The sequence below is a fragment of the Microbacterium sp. BWR-S6Y genome, from assembly GCF_041379845.1.
Taxonomy (GTDB): domain Bacteria; phylum Actinomycetota; class Actinomycetes; order Actinomycetales; family Microbacteriaceae; genus Microbacterium; species Microbacterium hydrothermale.
Genome location: NZ_JBFECV010000009.1, coordinates 103,118 through 125,094 on the forward strand (window position 1 = coordinate 103,118; position 21,977 = coordinate 125,094).

Annotated in this window: 22 protein-coding genes; 17 read left to right on the forward strand and 5 right to left on the reverse strand. The window is 71.7% G+C overall.

All coding sequences use genetic code 11. The features are described 5' to 3' along the window. The first annotated feature begins 121 nt into the window (after positions 1–121). Positions 122–1,348, forward strand: a complete 1,227-nt coding sequence (locus AB1K56_RS17050; RefSeq protein ID WP_371206632.1) for an MFS transporter — start codon at positions 122–124, stop codon at positions 1,346–1,348. A gap of 112 nt (positions 1,349–1,460) precedes the next feature. Here the strand turns inward: AB1K56_RS17050 and AB1K56_RS17055 are convergent, their stop codons facing one another. From AB1K56_RS17055 to AB1K56_RS17070, 4 genes are all read right to left on the reverse strand, one after another. Next, positions 1,461–2,261 (reverse strand): alpha/beta fold hydrolase, encoded by an 801-nt coding sequence (locus AB1K56_RS17055; RefSeq protein ID WP_371206633.1) that lies wholly within the window; start codon positions 2,259–2,261, stop codon positions 1,461–1,463. 117 nt (positions 2,262–2,378) lie between these two features. After that, positions 2,379–3,755 carry an amidohydrolase family protein gene (locus tag AB1K56_RS17060; RefSeq protein WP_371206634.1) on the reverse strand — a complete coding sequence of 459 codons (1,377 nt, stop codon included), beginning with the start codon at positions 3,753–3,755 and terminating at the stop codon, positions 2,379–2,381. Between the two features lie 407 nt (positions 3,756–4,162). Further along, a complete protein-coding gene (locus tag AB1K56_RS17065; protein ID WP_264629753.1) occupies positions 4,163–4,921 on the reverse strand; it encodes an SDR family NAD(P)-dependent oxidoreductase in 759 nt (252 codons plus the stop codon). Positions 4,922–4,953: 32 nt separating this feature from the next. Beyond that, on the reverse strand, positions 4,954–5,802 hold the full coding sequence (locus tag AB1K56_RS17070; protein WP_371206635.1) for a sugar phosphate isomerase/epimerase family protein: 849 nt from the start codon (positions 5,800–5,802) through the stop codon (positions 4,954–4,956). A gap of 114 nt (positions 5,803–5,916) precedes the next feature. Between AB1K56_RS17070 and AB1K56_RS17075 the strand changes: the two genes are divergently transcribed. The 4 genes from AB1K56_RS17075 to AB1K56_RS17090 all read left to right on the forward strand — a co-directional run bounded on the left by AB1K56_RS17075 (position 5,917) and on the right by AB1K56_RS17090 (position 10,760). Further along, the gene (locus AB1K56_RS17075) at positions 5,917–7,680 is read left to right on the forward strand and encodes a dihydroxyacetone kinase family protein (RefSeq protein WP_371206636.1); all 1,764 of its coding nucleotides are present in this window, start codon (positions 5,917–5,919) and stop codon (positions 7,678–7,680) included. Next, positions 7,677–8,153 carry a ribose-5-phosphate isomerase gene (locus AB1K56_RS17080; RefSeq protein WP_371206637.1) on the forward strand — a complete coding sequence of 159 codons (477 nt, stop codon included), beginning with the start codon at positions 7,677–7,679 and terminating at the stop codon, positions 8,151–8,153. The genes AB1K56_RS17075 and AB1K56_RS17080 overlap by 4 nt, the downstream gene beginning before the upstream one ends. Positions 8,154–8,235: 82 nt before the next feature. Continuing rightward, entirely contained in the window at positions 8,236–8,913 is a 678-nt protein-coding gene (locus AB1K56_RS17085; protein WP_058623079.1) for a GntR family transcriptional regulator, read from the forward strand. Positions 8,914–9,425: 512 nt separating this feature from the next. Then, positions 9,426–10,760, forward strand: a complete 1,335-nt coding sequence (locus tag AB1K56_RS17090; protein WP_371206638.1) for an MFS transporter — start codon at positions 9,426–9,428, stop codon at positions 10,758–10,760. A 360-nt stretch (positions 10,761–11,120) separates the two neighbouring features. Here AB1K56_RS17090 and AB1K56_RS17095 read toward each other — a convergent pair whose 3' ends face one another. Next, the gene (locus tag AB1K56_RS17095) at positions 11,121–12,152 is read right to left on the reverse strand and encodes an alpha/beta hydrolase (RefSeq protein WP_371206639.1); all 1,032 of its coding nucleotides are present in this window, start codon (positions 12,150–12,152) and stop codon (positions 11,121–11,123) included. Positions 12,153–12,297: 145 nt separating this feature from the next. Between AB1K56_RS17095 and AB1K56_RS17100 the strand changes: the two genes are divergently transcribed. From AB1K56_RS17100 to AB1K56_RS17155, 12 genes are all read left to right on the forward strand, one after another. Further along, positions 12,298–12,780, forward strand: a complete 483-nt coding sequence (locus AB1K56_RS17100; RefSeq protein ID WP_264629747.1) for a pyridoxamine 5'-phosphate oxidase family protein — start codon at positions 12,298–12,300, stop codon at positions 12,778–12,780. 97 nt (positions 12,781–12,877) lie between these two features. Then, positions 12,878–13,585 carry an SDR family NAD(P)-dependent oxidoreductase gene (locus AB1K56_RS17105; protein ID WP_371206640.1) on the forward strand — a complete coding sequence of 236 codons (708 nt, stop codon included), beginning with the start codon at positions 12,878–12,880 and terminating at the stop codon, positions 13,583–13,585. A 147-nt stretch (positions 13,586–13,732) separates the two neighbouring features. Then, positions 13,733–14,014 (forward strand): hypothetical protein, encoded by a 282-nt coding sequence (locus tag AB1K56_RS17110; protein ID WP_371206641.1) that lies wholly within the window; start codon positions 13,733–13,735, stop codon positions 14,012–14,014. Next, a complete protein-coding gene (locus tag AB1K56_RS17115) occupies positions 14,011–15,123 on the forward strand; it encodes a putative T7SS-secreted protein (RefSeq protein ID WP_371206642.1) in 1,113 nt (370 codons plus the stop codon). The genes AB1K56_RS17110 and AB1K56_RS17115 overlap by 4 nt, the downstream gene beginning before the upstream one ends. 151 nt (positions 15,124–15,274) lie before the next feature. Continuing rightward, positions 15,275–15,757 (forward strand): hypothetical protein, encoded by a 483-nt coding sequence (locus AB1K56_RS17120; RefSeq protein WP_371206643.1) that lies wholly within the window; start codon positions 15,275–15,277, stop codon positions 15,755–15,757. Further along, a complete protein-coding gene (locus tag AB1K56_RS17125) occupies positions 15,754–16,038 on the forward strand; it encodes a WXG100 family type VII secretion target (RefSeq protein ID WP_264629742.1) in 285 nt (94 codons plus the stop codon). Before AB1K56_RS17120 ends, AB1K56_RS17125 begins: the two co-directional genes overlap by 4 nt. Before the next feature lie 124 nt (positions 16,039–16,162). Continuing rightward, positions 16,163–16,513: a carboxymuconolactone decarboxylase family protein gene (locus AB1K56_RS17130; RefSeq protein ID WP_371206644.1), complete on the forward strand. Its 351-nt coding sequence runs from the start codon at positions 16,163–16,165 to the stop codon at positions 16,511–16,513. Between the two features lie 3 nt (positions 16,514–16,516). Beyond that, a complete protein-coding gene (locus tag AB1K56_RS17135) occupies positions 16,517–17,794 on the forward strand; it encodes a M20/M25/M40 family metallo-hydrolase (RefSeq protein WP_371206645.1) in 1,278 nt (425 codons plus the stop codon). Between the two features lie 529 nt (positions 17,795–18,323). Beyond that, positions 18,324–19,352, forward strand: a complete 1,029-nt coding sequence (locus tag AB1K56_RS17140; RefSeq protein ID WP_371206646.1) for an amino acid ABC transporter permease — start codon at positions 18,324–18,326, stop codon at positions 19,350–19,352. Then, positions 19,349–20,134, forward strand: coding sequence for an amino acid ABC transporter ATP-binding protein (locus AB1K56_RS17145; protein WP_136586188.1), 786 nt, complete (start codon positions 19,349–19,351; stop codon positions 20,132–20,134). Before AB1K56_RS17140 ends, AB1K56_RS17145 begins: the two co-directional genes overlap by 4 nt. A 153-nt stretch (positions 20,135–20,287) precedes the next feature. Further along, the gene (locus AB1K56_RS17150) at positions 20,288–21,289 is read left to right on the forward strand and encodes an ABC transporter substrate-binding protein (RefSeq protein ID WP_371206647.1); all 1,002 of its coding nucleotides are present in this window, start codon (positions 20,288–20,290) and stop codon (positions 21,287–21,289) included. Positions 21,290–21,358: 69 nt separating this feature from the next. Then, complete coding sequence (locus AB1K56_RS17155; RefSeq protein WP_371206648.1) at positions 21,359–21,874, forward strand: GNAT family N-acetyltransferase; 516 nt, start codon at positions 21,359–21,361, stop codon at positions 21,872–21,874. The last annotated feature ends 103 nt before the right edge of the window (positions 21,875–21,977 follow it).

A 21,977-nucleotide genomic window follows, 5' to 3' on the forward strand; every position in this document is an offset into this window, starting at 1 on the left:
CCGTGACACAACGCAGGAGTATCCGTCGGGATCGCCCGCGACGGCGGGGCGACGCGGGCACTGCAACCAACGCCTTGTCGGATCTCCTGCGTTGCGTCCCACACGACGGGGTGAGAATGCCGTGAGCACGACGACGAATGAGGCGCGGGGCGTGCGGGCCTACGGGCAGGTCCTGCGCCTGCCCGGGGCTCGCAGCTTCGTCACCGCGGGCATCCTCGCGCGTTTCCCGCGGGCGACGCTGTCGCTCGGCATCATCCTGCTGGTCTCCTCCGCGACCGGCAGCTTCGCCTCCGCCGGACTCGTCGTGGCCCCGCTCGTCGGCGGGATGGCGGTCGCCGCTCCCCTCTGGTCGTCGCGCATGGACCGGCACGGCCAGGCCCGCGTCATCCTGATCTCGCTCGGATGCCTCGTGCTCGCGGCATCCGGATTCCTCGCCCTCGTGCTCACCGGGGCGCCGTTCTGGACGTGGCTCGTGGCCGCGTTCGTCACGGGTGCGGCGACTCCCGACCTGACCTCGGCCGTGCGGGCGCGGTGGACCGTTCTCGCGCCGGAGTCGCAGCGCACCCCCGCTCTCGCGCTCGAGACGATCGCCGATCAGATGGTGTTCATCTCGGGGCCGCCCGCCATCACCGCGGTGGCCGCCGCGATCGATCCCGCCGTGGCGATGCTCGGCTCGCTCGGGCTCGGAGTGATCGGCGGGGTGTGGCTCGCCGCGCAGCGCGGCACGCAACCGGCGCCGACGCCGCGCGGTCCCCGGCGCGGGCTGGTGCTGCCGCCCGCGGGAGTGATTCCGATCGCGATCGCGTGCATCGCCCTCGGTGGCGTGTTCGGATCGTTCGACGTCAGCCTGGTCGGGTGGGCGGAGATGAGCGAGCGGCCGTGGCTCGCGGGCCCCGCGTTCAGCGCGCTGGCCGTGGCGATCGCGATCGGCTCGGTCGTCACCGGAGCACGGACCTGGAGGCTCTCCCCCGCCGCGCGCTACATCTTCTTCGCGGCGCTCGCCTGCGCGGTCGCCCTCGCCCTGCCGTTCGCGCAGGGGTCCGCTCCGGTGCTTTTCGGGGTGATCCTGCTGCTCGGGCTCGCCGTGTCACCGGTGATGGTGTCGGGGATCCTGGTGGCATCCGCCCGCGCTCCCGAGGGGCGCGTGACCGAGACTCTGGCGTATCCCACCGCCGCGATGTCGCTGGGTGTTCCGATCGGCGGGGTGATCGCGGGAGCGGCACTGGATGCCACCGGCCCCGCGACCGCGCTCGTCAGCATCGCGGTGGCCCTCGCCCTCGCCGCCGTCGTCGCCGCGGTCGGTGAGGCGCTGCTGCGCGCCGCGGGCGCGCGGGCGGTGCGGGCGTGAGGAGCGGGGCGCCGCGCGGGCCGGGGCGGCCGCCCCACCCGTGAGACTGCATCCTGCTTACACGTCGGTGTCAGAATGTCGCCGAGTTGTCAGCGGAGTGCTGTCTCGCGACTCAGACCACCCGCGCGAGGGCGCCGCTCAGGTGGCGCAGCACCGCGACGTGCCCGTCGTCGGGGTGCAGCTCGAGCGTCGCCCGCGGCAGGACGGCGGCGAGAGCTCGAGCGTGCGCGGGCGGGATCACCCGATCGCACTCCCCCTGGACGAGCAGAACGGATGCCGCCACCTCCGCCGCCGCGAACCCCCAGGGACGGGTGAAGGCGAGGTCGTCGTCGACGAGGCCATCCGGCCCGTCGGCGCCGGCCGCTCCGGCGTCGGCCCCGAGCGACGCCCATTCCCCCCGCAGCGCGGCATAGTCGGCATCCACGAACTGCGCCGGATCGAACTCGTCGGTCGCGGCGAAGCGGCGCCTCTCGTCCTCGCTGACCGCGGCGGCACGGAGTCCCCCGGGCGCCTGCATGCCGGCGAAGCACCACGGCTCGTCGATGAACGGCGCGGGCGACGCGAGAGTCACCACCGCGCGGACGTGCCGCGGCATGACCGCGGCGCACGCGAGCGCGTGCGGTCCGCCGCCCGAGGCTCCTACCGAGACGACGGATGCCACCCCCAACCCCTCGAGCACCGGGTGGAGCCCCCGCGCGACGTCGACGACACGACGCCCGGGCAATCGCGGCGATCCGGCGTAGGCCGGACGCGCCACCGAGACGACGGCGAGCCCGTGCTCCTCGGCGGCCGCGCGGACGGGCTCGAGGATGGCTCCGGTCTGCGGCGATCCGTGGTGCCACAGCAGCACCTGCCGCCCGGCGACGTCGTCATGGGAGGTGTGGACGTCGAGCCCGGCGATGGTCGTGCGCATGCGGCCAGGCTGGCACAGCGTGCGAGGCGGCGCGAGGTGTTCGCCCGCGCCCGCGCCCCGGCACCCGTCGCCCGGTGCCTCCGCGGGGCGGGGCGGGGCGGGGAGGGGTAGGGAGGGCTAGAGGATGACGCCGAACTCCTCGGCCAGGGCGGGCAGCTGCTCGTGCAGAACAGCCGAAGCCTCCGCGGCGAGAGGGTTCGTCGAGACGCCGTCCTCGTTCACCAGCTCGCCGCCGACGTACACCTGCTTCAGGTTGCGCAGACCGCACGCGAGCACGTAACTGCGCACAGGGTTCCACAACGGACCGACGTCGGGAAGCCGCGGGTCGACGACCACGAAGTCGGCGAACTTGCCCACCTCGAGGCTGCCGACGCGGTCGTCGACGCCCATGATCTCGGCACCGCCGAGGGTGTGCAGGCGCAGCACGCGCTCGGGCATCATCGACAGCGGGTCGTGCGTGCGGGCCCGCTGCATGAACATGCCCATGCGCATGTTCTGCCAGGGGTCGGCAACGTCGGTGCAGGCCTGGTCGTCGAGGCCCATGCCGACCTTCATGCCCTGATCGAGCATCTCGGGCACGTGCGCGATCCCGGATGCGAGACGCCCGTTCGATGCCGGCTGCCACGACATGCTCGCGCCGCCGGCAGCGGCATCCGCGATGATCTCGGGCGTCGTCTGGATGAAGTGGCCGAACATCATGCCCGGACGCAGGGCTCCGGCGTTCTTGTACAGCTGGAACTTCGTCTGCTGGTGCTCGATCGCCTCGTATGTCTCGAGGAAGTGCGCCTGGTTCGTGACGCCGAAGCGGTCCATGACCGCGACCTCGATCTCGGCGGCATCCGGCCGGGTCGACCACTGCACCTGCCCCATGATCGAGGCGCCGAGGGCGATATCGGGGTCCATCGCGAGCACGTGATCGAGGGAGGCCTCGAAGCGCGCGAAGATCTCGTCGTCGGTGCCGACGGTGGCATCCAGGGCGATCGAGTCGACGAAGCGAAGCCCGGCGTCGTGGCATCCGTCGGCCTGCCGGGTGTGCCAGGCGTGATCGCGCAGGATGCCGCCGCCGTCGGCGCGCTTGCCGTCGACCATCGGCTCCCAGGGCAGGAGAGGGTCGGTGAAGTTGTACGCCGTGGTCACGCCGTTGGCGAGGAAGTCGAGCGAGCCGTGCAGCGTCGCCCAGTAGATCTGGTCGGGCGAGGCGTTGTTGAGCACGCTGAACATCGACGTGCACCAGCCGTAGAGCGTCTGGTCGACGCCGAGCCCGCGCGAGCCGCTCGTGAAGAGGTGGCTGTGGCTCGACACGAAACCGGGGGCGACGAACTTGCCGTCGACGTCGAGGATCTCGTCGGCGGTGACGCCCGGGTCGGGGTCGCCGGCGCCGATCGCCGCGATGCGGCCGTCGCGGACGAGCATGTATCCGCGCTCGATGTAGCCGGGGTCGTCGGTGCCCGCGGGGACCGTGATGAGACGTGCGTTCGTGACCAGGAGCGACATGTTGATGACGGTAACAATGGCGTGTTTCCGCGGTGTTCCGGGCGTGGGGCGGGGGTTTTGCGGAGGGTGGTTGTGGTGGTTGTGGCGGCGGTTGTCCCACTTCTAGCGGTGCATGTCGCAGAAATGGCCGGTGCAGCACCACCCAACCCACCACAAGTGGGACAAGGGGGCGCGGGGCCCGCGCGAGAGACACGCCCCAGCGAGGCCTCGTCCCCCTTTTGTCGGTGCGTGTCCCAGAAATGGCCGGTGCAGCGCCGCCCCACCCACCACAAGTGGGACAAGGGGGGCACAGCCCCATCACGGCCCGGGCCAGACGAAGCCCCACCCCCGCAACGCGCAGACCCGACCCCGCACGCCGAACGCCGCGCCCGCCCAGAGGGCGAGACGCGGCGTCCGGTGGAAGCGGGTCAGGAGATGTGCGAGCCGCCGTTGATGTCGTAGGTCGCGCCGGTGATGTAGGCGGACCGGTCGCTCATGAGGAACTCGAAGAGGTTCGCGATGTCCTCGGCCGTCGCCTGACGCCCGAGCGGCACGTCTGCGGCGAGCTTCGCCTCGAGCTCGTCGTTCGTCGCACCGGCGCGGATGTCGGTGGCGACGACACCGGGGGTGACGGAGTTGACCGTGACGCCCGACGGTCCGAGCTCGCGCGCGACGGCGCGGGTGAAGCCGAGGATCGCGGCCTTGGCGGCCGAGTAGGGGACGCCGCCGAAGACGCCGCCACCGCGGATGGCCGACACCGACGACATGTTCACGATGCGGCCGTATCCGCGCTCGACCATGCCCGCCGCGATCCGCTTGGTCACGATGTACGTGCCCGTGGCGTTGATCGACATGACACGGTTCCACTCGGCGAGCGTCGTCTGCAGGAAGCGCGTGGGCGAGGTGATCCCGGCGATGTTGGCGAGGGATGCCACGGGCGGCAGGTCGCTCTCGATGCGCGCGACCACGGCGTCGACCGCGGCCTCGTCGGTGACGTCGGCGCCGTAGCCGAAGGCCTCGACCCCGAACTCGTCACGGAGTTCGGCGGCGACGGCCTCGGCGGCGGCGGCATCCAGGTCGATGACGGCGACGGGAGCGCCGGTCGCGGCGAGCGCGCGGGCGGTGGCGCGGCCGATGCCGCGGGGGGAGCCGGCGCCGGTGACGACGGCGGTGGTGGGCTGGGACATGGGGTGTTCTCCTTCGAAACGGATGGTGGGTGTCACGCGGGGACGACGGCGGCGGCGAGCAGGCCGCTCAGATACTCCGCGGCGGCGCGGGCGGCATCCGCCCGGTCGGCGTCGGCGGTGTCGCGGGTCTCGAGCTCGAGGGCGAGGTCGCCGGTGTAGCCGACCTCGGCGAGCGCCGCGGCGAGGTCGGCGAAGTCCACCCGCCCGCGGCCGATCGAGTGGTGGATGTAGCCGGGCTCGGCATCCCTCAGGTGCACGTGACGGGTGCGCGCGGCGTGAGCGGAGAGGAAGTCGCGGGGATCTCCCCCACCGGCGACGATGTGGCTGGTGTCGAGCACGACGCCGATCTCGGCCGGCAGGCGCGACAGCAGCGCCCCCGCGCGGTCGAGGTCGTACGCGAGGCGGAAGAAGTGCGGAGCCTCGACCCACAGCTCGATGCCGCGGGCACGGGCGGCCGCGGAGATCTCGACGAGCCGCGCGGCGACGAGGTCGAGGTCGGTGTCGAGGTCGACGACGGGGGCGTGCTCCTGCGCGCCGTTGGGGAGGACGAGGGCGTCGGATCCGATCGCGACGCACAGGTCGAGCAGACGGTCGACGTGAGCGGCACGGCGGGCGGCCGAACCCTCGGAGTCGGGGCGGTTGAGATCGCCCACGTCGGCGTTGACCGAGCGGACGCGGAGTCCGGATGCCACGACGGTGGCGGCCACGGCGGTCACGGCCGCGTCGTCGAGGTCGTACGGCACGTGGTCGCAGACGCCGGGAAGGGCGCCGAGGTCGATGCCTTCGAAGCCGCGGGCGCGGATCTCGGCGAGCGCCTCGGCGAGCGGCAGGTGGCGCAGCGTGATGGTCGAGCACGTGATGCGGGGGTCGGTGGCGGCCACGGTTCTCCTCCTCGAGTGTGACGGCCCGTTCGGGCTTGACGGCGAGACTATTTGTTCTATTGTTAACATTAAAACACTGAACGTGTTCCACCCGCTCCTCACCGGAGGTCGACGATGACCCGACTGTTCAATGACCCGGCCGATTTCCCCGCCGAGATGCTCGAGGGATTCGCCGCCGCCTACCCCGACATGGTCGCCCCCGTCCCCGGCGGGGTCGTGCGCAGCACCTCCTATGAAAGCGTCGCCGTGCTGGCCGGCGGCGGCTCCGGCCACTACCCCGCGTTCTGCGGCCTCGTCGGGACCGGCCTCGCGCACGGCGCCGTCGTGGGCAACATCTTCTCGTCGCCCTCGGCGTCGCAGGCGGTGTCGGTCGGCCGCGCCGCGGACCGCGGCCAGGGCGTCATCTTCACCTTCGGCAACTACGCCGGCGACGTCCTGCACTTCGGCGAAGCCGCCACCCGCCTCGCGGACGAGGGCATCGACGCGCGCATCGTCCTCGTCACCGATGACGTCGCCAGCGCCCCGCGCGACCAGATCGAGAAGCGCCGCGGGATCGCGGGCGATCTCGTCGTCTTCAAGGTGCTCGGTGCGGCCGCCGACGAAGGACTCCCCCTCGACGAGGTCGTCGCCGCCGGGCGCCACGCGAACGACCGCACCCGGACCTTCGGCGTCGCCTTCGACGGCTGCACGCTGCCCGGCGCCGATGCGCCGCTCTTCCGCGTCCCCGAGGGGATGATGTCGCTGGGTCTCGGCATCCACGGTGAACCGGGCGTGAAGGACGTGCCCATCGCCTCGGCCGACGACCTCGCCGCGATGCTCGTCGACCGGCTTCTCGACGAGCTCCCCGACGGCGTCGATCAGGCGCGCGGCCAGCGCGTCACCGCGCTGCTGAACGGTCTCGGCACGGTCAAGTACGAAGAGCTGTTCGTCGTGTGGCGCCGCGTCTCGCAGCTCCTGGATGCCGCGGGCGTCACCGTCGTGAGCCCCGACATCGGCGAGCTGTGCACGAGCCTGGACATGGCGGGCATCTCGCTCACGCTCGTCTGGCTCGACGACGAACTCGAGCGCCGGTGGACCTCGCCCAGCCTCACGCCCGGCTACCGCAAGGGCAGCGCCCGGCCCGCCGCGCAGCTGGACGCCGACGCACGCGACGAACTGCGCCGACGCGCCGTCGTCTCGGGCGCGGAGATCGAGCCCGGGACCCCCGCGTCCCAGAACCTGGCCGCGGGGGTGCTGCGCGCGCTCGAGACGCTGCACTCCACGATGGTCACCCATGCCGCGGAGCTCGGCCGGATCGACGCGGTCGCCGGAGACGGCGATCACGGGATCGGCATGGAGCGCGGCACCCGCGCGGCGCTCGACGCCGCACGAGCCGCCGCCGAGCGCGGAGCCGGGGCCGGAACCCTGCTCTCGCGCGCCGGCACCGCCTGGTCGGACGTCGCCGGCGGTACGTCGGGAGCCCTGTGGGGGGGAGCCCTGCGTGCCGTCGGCGCGTCTCTCGGCGACAGCGAGTCCGCCGACACCGCGCGCCTCGTCACCGCCCTCCTCTCCGGACGCGACGCCATCACCGGAACCGGCGGCGCGACCCTCGGCGACAAGACCATGGTCGACGTGCTGCTGCCCTGGTCCGGAGTGCTGTCGAGCGGGACCGCGGATGCCACTGCTCTCCGATCCGCGCGGGACACCGCCATCGCGGCGGCCAGGGAGACGGCGGGCCTCACCCCGCGTCTCGGTCGCGCCCGGCCGCTCGCTGAGCGCAGCGTCGGAACTCCCGACGCCGGCGCCGTCTCGCTCGCCCTGGCGATCGCCGCCCTCACCGACCTCGCGCTCGGGGACTCCACCCCGGCGCTTCCGCTCATCCTGGAAGGACGCTCATGACCGCGCTCGACCCCCTCCGCCTCGTCATCGGCTGCGACGACGCCGGCTACGACTACAAAGAGGCCCTCAAGGCCGACCTTGCGGCATCCGATCTCGTCGTCGACGTGGTCGACGTGGGAGTGGATGCCGACGGCCACACCGCGTATCCGCACATCGCGGTGGACGCGGCCCGCATGGTCGCCGACGGCCGCGCCGACCGCGCGCTGCTCATCTGCGGCACGGGCCTGGGCGTCGCGATCGCGGCGAACAAGGTGCCCGGCATCCGCGCCGTGACCGCGCACGACCCCTTCTCGGTCGAGCGCGCCGTGCTCTCGAACGACGCGCAGGTGCTGTGCATGGGGCAGCGCGTGATCGGACTCGAGCTCGCGCGGCGCCTCGTGCGCGAGTGGCTCACGTACCGCTTCGACCCGGCCTCGGCCTCGGCCGAGAAGGTCGCGGCGATCTGCGGGTACGAGACGCCCGGGGCCGCGTGACGATCCGCCATCCGCGGCCCCGACCGCGGGCGACGGGCGCCCGGTGACGCCCGTCGCGGCAGCGGCGACTAGGTTGGTCTCCATGCCGACCTCCCCCTCGAGCGCTCTGCGCGGTCTCGGCAGTGTGAGTCGCAACACGCTGCGAGAGCAGATCCTCACGCGCTTGCGGGACGCGGTCTCGTCGGGAGAGCTGGCCCCCGGCACGCACCTGGGCGAGATCGAGCTGGCCGACTCGCTCGGGGTGTCGCGCGGCACGCTGCGCGAGGCCCTGCGCCATCTGCAGCAGGAGGGTCTGCTCGCCGCCGACTCTCGCGGACGCCTGTCGGTGCGGGTGGTGTCGGCCGCCGACATCCGCGAGATCTTCGACGTGCGCTACGCGCTCGAGTCGCTCGCGTGCGAGGAGATCTGCGCGTTCGACGACCGCTCCGACGCGGCGTCCGTACTGCGCGAACGCCTCGACACGCTGAACGCCGCCGAGGAGTTCGCCGCGCGCGTGCGCGCCGACCTCGCCTTCCACGAGACCCTGTGCGAGCTCAGCGGCAACGCCACGCTCCTGCAGTCGTGGCAGCGGGTCGCCGGGCTCGCCCGCGCGGCGCTGACCAGCGGCGGACTCGACGTGGCGGTGGCGAACATGTCGATCGACCGGCACATGCCCCTCGTCGACATCCTCGTCGAGGGCGACCCCGACGCCGCGCGGCGATTCCTGCGCGGACACATGGATGCCGCTGTCGAGCGCCTGCTCGACCGCGTCGAGGCCTGATCCTCTCGCGCTGACCCGACGATCGCCCGATCGCACCTCGCGCCCGGTCGCCACGCCGTCCTGCCGTCCTGCGGAGTACGCGGCGACGGGCGCCCCCGCCCCCTCGTGGGCCCGCCGTCCTGCGGAGCGCAACGCGCGGCATCCGGTGAGGCGGGGTCCTCGGGCGCCTTTGCGGCACGCCGTCCCGCGGAGCGCGCGGGCGACACGCCGCGCACAGCCGCCCGGAACGGATGCGGCGGCACCCGACTCCGCACGACGGCCCACGGCAACCCGCCCGTACCGACCGCGGCCGCCGGCATCCGGGACCGAACCGGCGCTGCCCGACTCCGCACGACGGCACGCGCCGACCCTCCCGCGGTGACCGCGCCCAGCGGCATCCGGAGAAAAATTACGCTGGGGTGTTGCGCTCAGGGTCCTACTGTTGCATTGTTAACAATCGAACCCAGAGCGTTCAGCCCGCCGGTCTCCATCGCTGGAGCACGCGGAGGCTATCGAAGAAGATAGGAAGACCCATGGCACAGGCCACGACGTCGACCCCGGTGCTCGGCACTCCCCACCGCTGGCGAGTCGCCGCCGGCAGCACCGTCGGCACGACCATCGAGAACTACGACTTCATCGGCTACGGCACCGCCGCGGCCCTGTACTTCGGAACGGCGTTCTTCCCCGACGCCGACCCGCTCACCGGCACCCTGCTGTCGTTCGCGACGCTCGGTGTGGGCTTCGCCGCCCGCCCGATCGGCGGCATCATCGGCGGCTACCTCGGCGACAAGATCGGGCGCAAGCCGGTGCTCATCGCCTCGCTGCTCATCATGGGTCTCGCAACGTTCGCGATCGGCATCCTGCCCACCTACGCCACGGTCGGCGTCGCCGCGCCCATCCTGCTCGTGGTGACCCGCATCATCCAGGGCCTCGCGTTCGGGGCCGAGTGGGGCGGCGCGATCCTCATGACGTACGAGCACGCTCCCTGGCGCCGCAAGGGTGCGTTCGGCGCGCTGCCGCAGGCGGGCTTCCCGCTGGGGCTGCTGTTGGCCAACCTGGCGTTCTTCGCCAGCGCGGGCCTCCCCGACGACTGGAAGTGGCGCACACCCTTCCTGCTCTCCGCGCTGCTGGTGTTCGCCGGCCTCTACATCCGCCTGAAGGTGGAGGAGTCGCCCGAATTCGAGGAGATCAAGGAGGAGGGCAAGATCGAGAAGAACCCCCTCCTCAGCGTCCTGCGCTCCGACTGGCAGAACCTGCTGCGCGCCTTCTGCATGCGCATCGCCGAGACCGCCGGATACGCCATCGCCATCACCTACATGTCGTCGTACCTGAAGAGCAACCAGCTCGCCGACCCGTCGCAGACCATCCTCGCGATCGTCATCGCCGCCCTCGTCGGCTTCCCCGCGACCCTGTTCTGGGGCTGGCTCACCGACCGCATCGGCCGCAAGCCCGTCTACGTCTTCGGCACGACGATGATCCTGCTGTCGGGCATCCCGCTCTTCCTCATCGCCAACACCGGGGTGTTCCCGCTGATCGTCGCGGTGTTCGTCTTCAGCTTCGCGATCTGCCAGAACTCCCTCGCCGGGACGCAGGCGTCGTGGTTCCCCGAGCTGTTCAACACCGGAACCCGCTCCTCGGGAGCCTCGCTCGCCTACCAGCTCTCCGCGGTCGTCTCGGGCTTCACCGCCTTCTGGGCCGTGAGCCTGTTCCAGGCCTTCGGCTGGGTGGGCCCGGCCGTGCTCTTCAGCTTCTACGGCCTGGTCGGCCTCATCGCCGCCGTCCTTACCCCCGAGACCAACGGCCGTCGCCGCCGCGAGGCCGACGACGCCGCCGAGGTGGAGGCCAAGCGCGAGCTCGTCGGAGCCTGACCTCTTCACGACATCGGATGCCACGGACCCCGCCGGGTTCGTGGCATCCGGTGTCTCTGCGGTTCGACGCGACAGCGCTGCGTGATCGCCTCGCCGCCGCGACGAGGGTGACGGTGCCCAACGCGACAGGAGTACCTCGTCCCCCTTCTGGCGGTGCGTGTCCCAGAAATGGCAGGTGCGGCGCCGCCCAACCCACCACAAGTGGGACGAGGGTGCGCTGCCTGGCGCGAGGGCGACGCCAGCACCGTTCCGCCACAGCGCCTGAGCTGAGCCTCGTCCCCCTTCTGCCGGTGCATGTCCCACAAATGGCCGGTGCGGCGCCGCCCAACCCACCACAAGTGGGACGAGGGTACGCAGAGCTCAGGCGAACGCCGCCCGCACCGCCGGCGCGATCTGCGCGAGCACGTCGTCGCGCGCGGGCGTCGACGGGAACACCAGGAACAGGTGCGGAACACCCGCCCTCCGCACGAACGTGACGGGGACCCCGGATGCCGCGAGGCGATCGGCGTAGTCCTCCGCCTCGTCCGACAGCGGGTCGACCTCGGCCGCGACGATCACGGCCGGCGCCGCTGCGTCGACAGTGGCGGCGCGCAGCGGTGCCGCTTCCGCGGGCACCGGGCCCGCGGCATCCGGCCGCAGCAAAGCCTCGACACCCGGCACGGCATCCGGACGCAGCGAAGCATCGCCACCCGCCGCGGCATCCGCGCCACCGCCGAGGTACAGCCCCCAGTACCACTGCATCCCCTTCGCCGTCAGCGGCAGGTTGGCGGTGTGCGCGCGGTAGCTGGGGCGATCGGGATCGGGCGCGTCGAGCACCGGACACAGCAGCACCTGCACCCGGATGCCGGGAGCCCGACCCTCGCGCGAGCGCAGGGCGAGGGCGGCGGCGAGGTTCCCTCCCGCGCTGTGCCCGGCCACGCCGAGCAGGGCGGGGTCGGTCAGGCCGCCCGCCCCGGAGGCGGCGAAACGCAGGGCGCGATCGAGATCGTCGAGACCGGCGGGGAAGGGATGCTCGGGCGCCAGGCGATAGTCGGCGCTCAGCACCTGCGTGGCGGTCGCGGTGGCGAGCGCGCGGCAGAGGGCGTCGTTGTTGTCGAGGTCGCCGGCGACCCAGCCTCCGCCGTGCGCGAAGACGAGGGTTCCCCGGTGCCCCGCACGCGGGCGGTACAGGCGCAGGGCGAGGCCGTCGGCATCCAGGTCGATCGACTCGACGGTATCGTCGTCGGGCGACCGCACCCACGACGGATTGGCGCGGAGCTCGGCGAGGCGTGCGGCGTCGTCGCCGTCGGCATCCGTCGCCCCCGAGGGGATCGTGCCGGCCTGCGCGGCGAGCCGCGCCAGGTGCGCGCGCACGTCGGGGTCGGTGATGGCCGGGTGGACGTCGTCGCTCACGGGTTTCCTCACTGGTCGCTTCGGCGCGGCGCGGACGGGCCGCCGAGAGCGAGCGTAGGCGCGCCCCGAGCTCGACACGACGCGCGCATCGCAAGCGTTACGGCGCGGAAACACCCGCGTCGCGCGCACCCCCAATGATGGCCGCATGGACTCCCCCGTGCAGCGCGCCGCGGCGATCCTCGCCGCCCAGCGGTTCGTCGTGATCGGCACCGCCGACGCCGACGGCCCGTGGACGGCGGCCGCGCAGTACCGGCTCCTCCCCCGCGGCCTGTACGTCGAGTCCGACGTCTCGTCGCGGCACGCGCGGGCGATCGTGGCGTCGGGCGTGGCATCCGGGGTCGTGTTCGACCCGGCGGCGACCCTCGCCGACGCCGACGGCGTGCAGCTGGCTTTCGCGGCACGGGAAGTGGATGCCGAGGCCTCGGCGGTCCGGGACGTGCTGGCCGCGCGACTCCCCCGCGATGCCGGCGACGACGATCCGTCCCTCGTGCTGGGGGTGCCCACCAAGCGCCTCTACGTGCTCGAGGTCGAGCGGGCGTTCGTGTTCGATCGCGACGCGTGGCGCTCGCGCGGCACCGACGCACGGCTCGAAGTGGATGCCGCGGCGGTGTGGGCACTGCTCGTCTGAGGAGCGTTACGCCCGCGAAACAGCGCCGTCGCCGCCGCGTTCGCCGCCGGGCGTACCGTGACCGCCAGGGCGACCCGACGCCCGAGGGAGGAGCGTCATGTCGCAGCGCGTCATCGTCACGGGAGGCTCCGGCGGCATCGGCGCCGCGATCGTCCAGCGCTTCGTCGACGACGGGGCCCGGGTCGCGGTGCTCGACCGTCGCGCTCCGGCCGACCCCGCGGCATCCGCTTTCATCGCCGTCGACCTGCGCGACCCGCTCGACACGCGACGCGCGATCGGCGAGGCGGTCGAGGCCCTCGGCGGGATCGACGTGCTCGTGAACTGCGCCGGGATCTTCCAGCACACCGCGCTGCTCGACATCAGCGTCGACGACTGGGACCGCGTGATCGACATCAACGCGCGCGCCACCCTGATCACGATGCAGGCCGTCGCCCCGACGATGCTCGAGGCCCGTCGCGGCTCGATCGTCAACATCGCGAGCATGGCCGCCAAGCACGGCGGCGGAGGCGAGGCCCACTACGCCGCCTCGAAGGCCGCGGTCGTCGCCCTCACGCGCGCCGGAGCCCAGGAATGGGGATGCCACGGCGTCACCGTCAACGCGGTGTGCCCCGGGTACGTGCTCACCGAGATGGGCGCAGACACCCGATCGGAGGCCGACGTCGCCGCGTGGAGCGCGAAGTCGCCGCTGGGTCGACTGGGCATCCCGGAGGACGTCGCCGGGGTGACGCACTTCCTGGCCTCCCCGGCGGGCGGTTATCTCACCGGCCAGGCGATCAACGTCACCGGCGGGATGATCATGCACTGAGGCGGAGCTCGGAACGCCCCCTCGATGGGCCGAGGTCCGGCCCTCCCGCGACCCGCACGGTCCACGTCGTCCTGCTACGAAAAGCGTGTGAGACGCCTTGCGCACTTGCTCAGGAGCTTTAGATTTGGGTGGCGAGAGGGGGCTCTCATGCCGAAATTCGCTGTGGACCCGGATGCACTGCGCGCCACCGCCGCAGAAGTCGACGACGCGCGTCACACCGCAGGCGCGTTCGACGAGACCTGCCCGGCGGACCTCGGTCATGCCGGCTTGGCGAAAGCGATCTCGCTTCTCGCCGCAGACAACGCCCGCTCCTGGAACGACGCATCCGACGATCTGGGCCGCCTCGCCGAGAGGCTGAGACAAAGCGCCGAACTCTACGAAAGAACGGACCGCGACCTCGACACATCCGAAGGACACGTCGGGCAATGATGGAACTCGGACAGACGTCTGACCCCGTCGACCTCGTGGCCGGGTCGGTGGCGGGAATCGATGAGTTCACGGCGCGGTGGCGGGCCCGCGCTCGAATCGCGGACAGCATCGCCACGCGGCTCGGGAGACTCGAAGCGCCGAGCGGCTGGGAGGGGACGGCGGCGGCCGGCTTCGCTTCGCGCCTGCCCACCGCCTTCGCGCAATGGGAGCAGCTCAGCCAGTCGCTGACGACCGCCGCAGATGCGTCGGACCAATACGCCACGGTGCTCGGCTGGGCGCAGCAGAAGGCGGCCGATGCCATCGCCATGTGGGAGGCAGCGGAGGCGCAGACGGCCGCGGGAATCGAGAGGTACCGGCAAGCGGAACGTCAAGCCGGCGCGACGGGCATCGTCCCGTTCTACACGGACGCGGGTGCCGTGACCCGGAGTGATGCGCAGAGCCTGCTCGCCTACGCGAGGTCGGAGGTCCGCGACGCGGGTGACGCCGCCGCTGACGCGGTGTCCGCCATCACGCCGCCGCCGCCGCTCACATGGGAGGGCACCGGCACGCTCTTCCTGGCGTCGCTCGCTGCGCAAGGGCAGATTCAGTGGGACACCCTCGCCGCCCTCGTCAACGGTGCCGCCTCGGTCGGCAACGCGATTCTTCGAAACCCGGATGCGCTGCTCGCGATCCTCGGGGGCGGAGCGCTGATGCTCGGCGGCGGGGCAACCGCGCTGGGCGGTGGCGGACTCGCGGCCACCGGCGTGGGCAGCGTCCCCGGTGGCGCCGCCGTCTACGGCGGGATCGCCGCCGCTGGCACAGGCGGTGCCCTGGCCGCCGCAGGAGTGTCGAAGCTGGCGGGCGAGGCCGCGGGCAGTGCCGGTGTCATGCTGATGGAGAAGAACCACGGGGTCGACCGGGGCGATTCGCGCGATGAGGGCGGCCATTCGCGACCGGCCAGAACTCGAAGCCGTGGGCGGAGAAGGAAAATCGAGGACTCGACGAAGTGTCCGCCGAAGAGGGACAGGAGGTCCTTCGCGACACCGTTCGAGCGTCCATCGGCGACTCTTCACAACACCGATATTTCGATGGGTTCATCAAACGTCCGGATGGTACGTACTCAGCCGTAGAAGTGAAGAGTGGAACGGCAATCGAGAAATACCTGAGAAATGAAGGCAATCAGCTCAGCTTCGATCAGTCGGTCGGACCCGGAAATCCCGCGACAGCCATCTTGAATGGTGAGGTCATTCAAATTACCAACGTCATTCTGAAGGTGATGCCGTGATGAAACGCCACTATTACACGATGGATGGAAACTCCATGGAGCTCCGGTCCGACTTCCGCGGACCACGCGACCAGATTGCTCATCTCCTGAAGCTCTTGGCACCCGGCCAACGTTCGACCTTCATTCTGGGTCCGATGCCCGACGACGTAAACTTCGTAGAGTACGTCTATCGAGGCGGCAGCCCCGTCTACCTCCAATGCGCCGGCACCGCCGAAGCGATGACGATCGAATGGCACAAGGTCGACGACGACGGCCAAGACCGGCATTACATCGTCGGCCGCGGCGGCGACCACTCCGGTGAGCCCTCCGTCGACATCCCGTTCTTCGACGGCAACCGCACGGCGACCGTGTATCCCGACGAAGTATTCGTCGCCGACGAAGCGACGGACATCTTCTTCCACTACTACGAGACCGGCCGAATCCCACACGGATATGAGCTGCGCTGGTACGACCTGACCTGGCCGAAACCGCAGCCGTGACCATCCGTTTCGACAGCGACCGCCACGCTCAGCTCGTCGATGCCCTCCGCCAGGCCACGGCCGCCATCGAGCGCCACCTCGGCGACCTCGACGCCGCCGTCGCCGCGGGACGAGCCGAATGGACGGGCGAGGCGAGAGCGGCATACGACATCGCCCACCGTCAGTGGTCGGACGCTCTGACGCGCCTCGCGGCGAACCTGGCCGCCGCCACGACGGGGATGGATGCTGCGCGCTCAGCGTTCGAGACGACGGAAGCGCTGGCCACCCGCCTGTGGGACTGACGCCGGACCCTGGCCGCGGTCGTCCCGGTGTGTCACCGTGTGACGTGCGCCACCCCGAGACGGCCGTGCCGCATGGCACCGTGGGATCGAGACATCGACACCGTTCACGTCGCCGGGAGGCACCATGTCCGACTACTTCGACCGCACCGCCGACAAGACCTACGCGAAGGTCTACAAGAACGAGACGCCCGACATCCTCGCCGCGTTCGCCGCGTTCGACCAGGCCGTCTTCGCCCCCGAGGGCCGCGCGATCCCGCTGAAGTACCGCGAGCTCATCGCCCTCGCCGTCGGCATCACCACCCAGTGCGTCTACTGCATCGACGGGCACTCGCAGAACGCCGTCAAGGCCGGAGCCACCGAGGCCGAGCTCGCCGAGGCCGCCTGGGTCGCCACCGCGATCCGCGCGGGCGGCGGCTACGCGCACGGACGCCTCGCGTTCAAGCTCGGCGAGGACGCCCGCCCTCACGAGCACTGACCCGTGTCGCCCCTCGAGACGGAGGCGCTGGAGTTCATCCGCGCCCTGATCCGCATCGACAGCGTCAACACCGGAGACCCCGCCACGATCGGCGACGGCGAGACCCGGGCGGCGCGGTTCGTGCAGGTGCAGCTCGAGGACGCGGGATACGAGACCACCCTCGTCGAGCCCGTTCCGGGACGCGCGAGCGTGATCGCCCGCTTGGCGGGTTCGGATCCGGATGCCGGTGCCCTCGTCGCCCACGCGCACCTCGACGTCGTGCCGGTCGACGCCGCCGACTGGACCCACCCGCCCTTCGGGGCGGAGATCCACGACGGCATCCTGTACGGACGCGGCGCGGTCGACATGAAGGACTTCGCCGGGATGCTGCTGGCGATCGCGCGGGCGTTCCGGCGCGAGGGGATCGTGCCCCGGCGCGACCTCGTCTTCGCGTTCTTCGCCGACGAAGAGGCCGGGGGCGTGTGGGGCGCGCGCTGGATCGTGCAGCACCGCCCCGAGCTGTTCGCCGGGGCGACCGAGGCCATCAGCGAGGTGGGCGGGTTCTCGCTGCCGCTTCCCGGCGACCGGCGCGCCTACCTCGTCGCCACGGCCGAGAAGGGCGTCTCGACCGCGACGCTCACCGCCCGCGGCCGCGCCGCGCACGGGTCCCGTCCCACCGCCGACAACGCCGTCGTGCGCCTCGCGCGGGCCGTCGCCGCGGTCGGCGCGCACGTGTTCCCGGTGGTCCGCACGGACGCGCTCGAGCGGTTCGTCGACACCTGGGAGCGCGCGGGCGGGCATCTCGACGACCTGGGGTTCGCGGCATCCCTCATCGATGCGGGCATGCGCAACACCGCCTCGCCCACGGTGCTCGCGGCGGGAGGGAAGGCCAACGTCATCCCCGCGGCGGCGAGCGCGACGCTCGACGTGCGGATCGTGCCCGGGCAGCACGACGCGGTACGCGCGGAGCTCGCCGCCGTGGTCGGCGACGACATCGAGGTGACGTGGGCGCGCGACATCGCCGCGATCGAGGCGCCGGTCGATGCGCCCCTCGTCGAGGTGCTGCAGCGGGCGATCACCGCGGAGGATGCCGACGGGGTGGTCGTGCCGTATCTGCTGCCGGCGAGCACCGACAACAAGCACCTCAGCCGGCTCGGCATCCGCGGCTACGGCTTCGTGCCGCTGCGCGTGCCCGCCGATTTCGACGTGTTCGGGCAGTTCCACGCCGCCGACGAACGCGTGCCGGTGGAGGCGCTCGCGTTCGGCACGCGGGTGACGGCGCGGATCCTGCGCGAGGCGTGAGGCGGCGGGCGGGGCGGGCCCGCGGGTGACGGCGCGGCGCGGGGCCTGAGCGGGGCCTGAGCCGGCGGGCGGCGCGGGCCCGGGGGTGGCCGCGCGGGGCCTGAGGCGGCGGGCGGGGCGGGCCCGCGGGTGCGGGCGCGGGGCCTGAGGCCTGAGCGGGGCCTGAGCCGGTCGGCCTCACGGCTTCCGCCGGCCGCTCGAGTCGACGCAGCGGACACGACGCAGGATATTCGCTCCCGGACCTCGGCCACGGGCCGCCATTGCGCGGCATCCCCCGCGGATCTCCTGCGTTGTGCCGCGATGGGCCGCAGCGCCCCGCCCCGCCCCGCGGCATCCCGCGCCGGACGACCCGTCTACCGCGAATCCTCGGGCGCTGTCCAGCGTGTTACCGCCCGAGGCGTCGCATTGCGATGCGTGGCAGGTCGTTTCGACGTGTGAATGGGCGCCTCGCGGCGTCCTCCGACGCCGTCGTACCGTGACGCAACCCACCGGCGCCCCGCGCCGTCACCGCCCTTCCGAGGAGCACGTCATGACCACCACCGCGCCGGCGCCCGCCGACCGCACGGCCCCGCGCGCCGGGTCGACCGACAAGGTCGACCTCGGCACGATCGCCGTGGTCCCCACCCGCCACTGGTGGCGCTGGATCCTCAGCGCCCTGCTGCTGTTCGTCGTCGCCCAGTTCGCCTGGAGCCTCGTCACGAACGACCGGTACATGTGGGGTACCTTCGCGCAGTACTTCTTCTCCGAGCCGGTGCTCATCGGCATCGGATACACCCTCAGCCTCACCGCGATCTCGGCGGTCGTCGGCTTCACCCTCGGCACGGTGCTCGCCCTCGGGCGCCTGTCGGCCTCGCCGCTGCTGAACGCCGTCGCGTGGGGCTACATCTGGTTCTTCCGCTCGGTGCCGCTCGTGGTGCAGATCATCGTCTGGTACAACCTCGGCTACCTCTACCCGACCCTGGGCCTGGGCACGCCCTTCACCACCGACTTCTGGATCGTGGAGTTCCCCACGGTGCAGCTAGTCAGCGCCTTCGCCGCCGCGATCCTGGGCCTCGGGCTGCACCAGGCGGCGTACTCGGCTGAGATCATCCGCGGTGGTCTCGTCTCGGTCGACCCCGGCCAGCACGAGGCGGCTGCGGCCCTCGGCATCCCGGCATCCCGTCGCCTGTTCCGCATCATCCTGCCGCAGGCGATGCGCTCGATCGTGCCCAACGCGACGAACGAGGTGATCGGTCTGGTGAAGGGTGCCTCGGTGGTGTTCGTGATCGCGATCCCGGAGCTGTTCTACGCCGTGCAGGTCATCTACAACCGCAACAGCCGCGTCATCCCGCTGCTGCTCGTCGCGGTGGTCTGGTACACGCTCATCACCACGATCCTGAGCATCGCCCAGTACTACATCGAGCGCCACTACGCCCGCGGCTCAGCCCGCGCCCTGCCCCCGACGCCCGTGCAGCGGGCCCGCCGCTGGGTGAGCGCGCAGTGGGCGCGCCTGGGCGACGCACCGCCGGGGCCGACGGATGCCGCGCGCCCGGCGCCCGAGAAGGGAGTCCGCGCGTGAGCGCCACCACCACCGCCACCCGGGGTCTCGTCGAGATCCACAACGTCCACAAAGCGTTCCACGGCACCGAAGTGCTGAAGGGCATCGACCTGACCGTCGAACCCGGCGAGGTCGTCGCGCTGCTCGGTCCCAGCGGCTCGGGGAAGTCCACGCTGCTGCGCACCATCAACCACCTCGAGACCGTGGATGCCGGATCGGTCACCGTCGACGGGGAGTTCATCGGCTACGAACTGCGCCACGGCAAGCTGCACGAGCTGCGCGAGCGCGAGATCCTGCGTCGGCGCACGCAGGTGGGGATCGTGTTCCAGAACTTCCACCTCTTCCCGCACCTGACGGCCCTCGAGAACGTCGTCGAGGCGCCGCTCGCCCTCAAGCGGCTGAGCAAGGACGACGCCGCCGAGCTCGCCCGCGGTCTGCTCGACCGCGTCGGACTCGCGCACAAGGCCGAGGCGTACCCGCGGCAGCTGTCGGGCGGCCAGCAGCAGCGCGTCGCGATCGCCCGCGCACTGGCTCTGCAGCCCAAGGTGCTGCTGTTCGACGAGCCGACGAGCGCACTCGACCCCGAGCTGGTGGGCGAGGTGCTCGACGTCATCCGCGACCTGGCGAAGCTCGGGACGACGCTCGTGATCGTCACGCACGAGATCGGCTTCGCCCGCGAGGTCGCCGACCGCGTGGTGTTCCTCGACGACGGCCGCGTCATCGAGCAGGGCTCGCCCGACGAGGTGCTGGGGCGTCCGCAGCATCCGCGCACCCGCGAGTTCCTTGCGAAGGTGCTCGGCTGACCGGCCGCAGCGTCCCGGCAACCCGAGGTCCCTGAGCCCGCCGAAGGGACCGGCACCCGCAACACCCGGTGGCTTCCGCAGGCTCAGCCACCCCACCAGACCCCGCGACGCGACCCGACGCCGCGGCATCCCACCCTCACAAGGAGACACAGCATGGCACTCAGCAAGAAACAGGGCATCGCGATCGGCGTCGCCGTCGTCGCGGTGGCCGCGATCGTCGGCGTCGGCTCGCTCGCGATCTTCAACCGCCCCGCCGAGGCGGAAGCCGCGGCCGCCCCGGAGACCACCGCGTCGGCGAACCCCGACACCGGCGACATCCCCCGCATCACCGGAGAAGCCGTACCCGAGGCCGTCGCCGCCCTGAAGGCGAGCGGCTTCACCCCGATAGAGCCCGGCAAGCTGACGGTGGCGGTCGGCGCGTTCGTCCCGCCGCTCAGCTACCAGCCCGAGGGCACCACGGCGGCGACCGACGTCGCGGGCACCGAGCCGAACTTTGGCGAGCTGATCGCCGAGGGACTCGGCCTCGAGTACAACCCGGTCGTGGTCGCATGGGCCGACTGGCCGCTCGGCATCCAATCGGGCAAGTACGACCTGATCACCTCGAACGTCACGGTCACCGAGGAGCGCAAGGAGCTCTACGACTTCGCCAGCTACCGCCAGGACCTGCTGGGCTTCTACGTGCGCTCCGACAGCTCGATCTCGAAGATCGAGCAGGCCGACGACATCTCGGGGCTCAAGATCGTGGTGGGCTCCGGCACCAACCAGGAGAAGGTGCTGCTGAAGTGGAACGAGGAGCTCACCGCCGCCGGCAAGGCTCCCGCCGAACTGAACTACTACGACGACACCGCCGCCGCGACGCTCGCGCTGCAGTCCGGTCGCGTCGACGCCACCTTCGGCCCCAACGCCACGGCGGCCTGGGCCGCGCGGAAGACCGGCGAGACGAAGCTCGTCGGCATCATCCCCGGAGGATGGCCGCTCGCGGCCGACATCGCCGCGGCGACGAAGAAGGGCAACGGCCTCATCGAGCCCGTCAACCTCGTGCTGAACGCCTACATCGCCGACGGCACCTACGCGAAGGTGCTCGACGCCTGGGGCCTCGAGTCCGAGGGCGTCGACAAGAGCGAGATCAACCCTCCCGGACTCCCGAAGTCCTGACTCCCGCGCACGGCCCGGTCCTTCTGCGGCCGGGCCGTGTCGTGCGCCGCGAAGAGAAGAATGGATGCCATGACCCCCGAGCCCACGTCGACCCTGACCATCCGCCTCGTCGAGCCCGCCGAGTACGCCGAGGCCGGTCGCCTCACCGCCGACGCCTACCGCCACAGCTACGCGGGACTGTCCGAGGCGTACCTGGACTCGCTCGCCGACGTCGCGGGACGCGTGGAGCAGGGCGAGGTGTGGGTCGCGGTCGACGGCGGCGGAATCGTCGGCACCGTCTGGACCCCGCGGCCCGGCAAGCGCCTGTCCGAGCTCGCCGCCGAGGGTGAGCTCGACTTCCGTCAGCTCGCCGTGGCCCCCTCGGCCCGCGGACGCGGCATCGGCGAGCAGCTGACGCGCCACGTTCTTCGGCTCGCGCGCGAGCGCGGGGCGACCCGGGTGGTGATGAACAGCGGCCCCGAGATGCTCGGGGCTCACGCGCTGTACCTCAAGATGGGCTTCCGCCGCCTCACCGAGCGCGAGGCGCCGATCGAGGTCGAGCCCGGGCGCTGGCTCGACCTGCGGGCGTTCGGGTTCGATCTCTGAGCCGGCGCCCCGGGGTCACCTCACCGCGAGACAGCATCCGGCTGACGACTCGGCGACGTCCTGCAACCGATTCGTCAGCAGGATGCCGTCTCGCAGCGCGGGC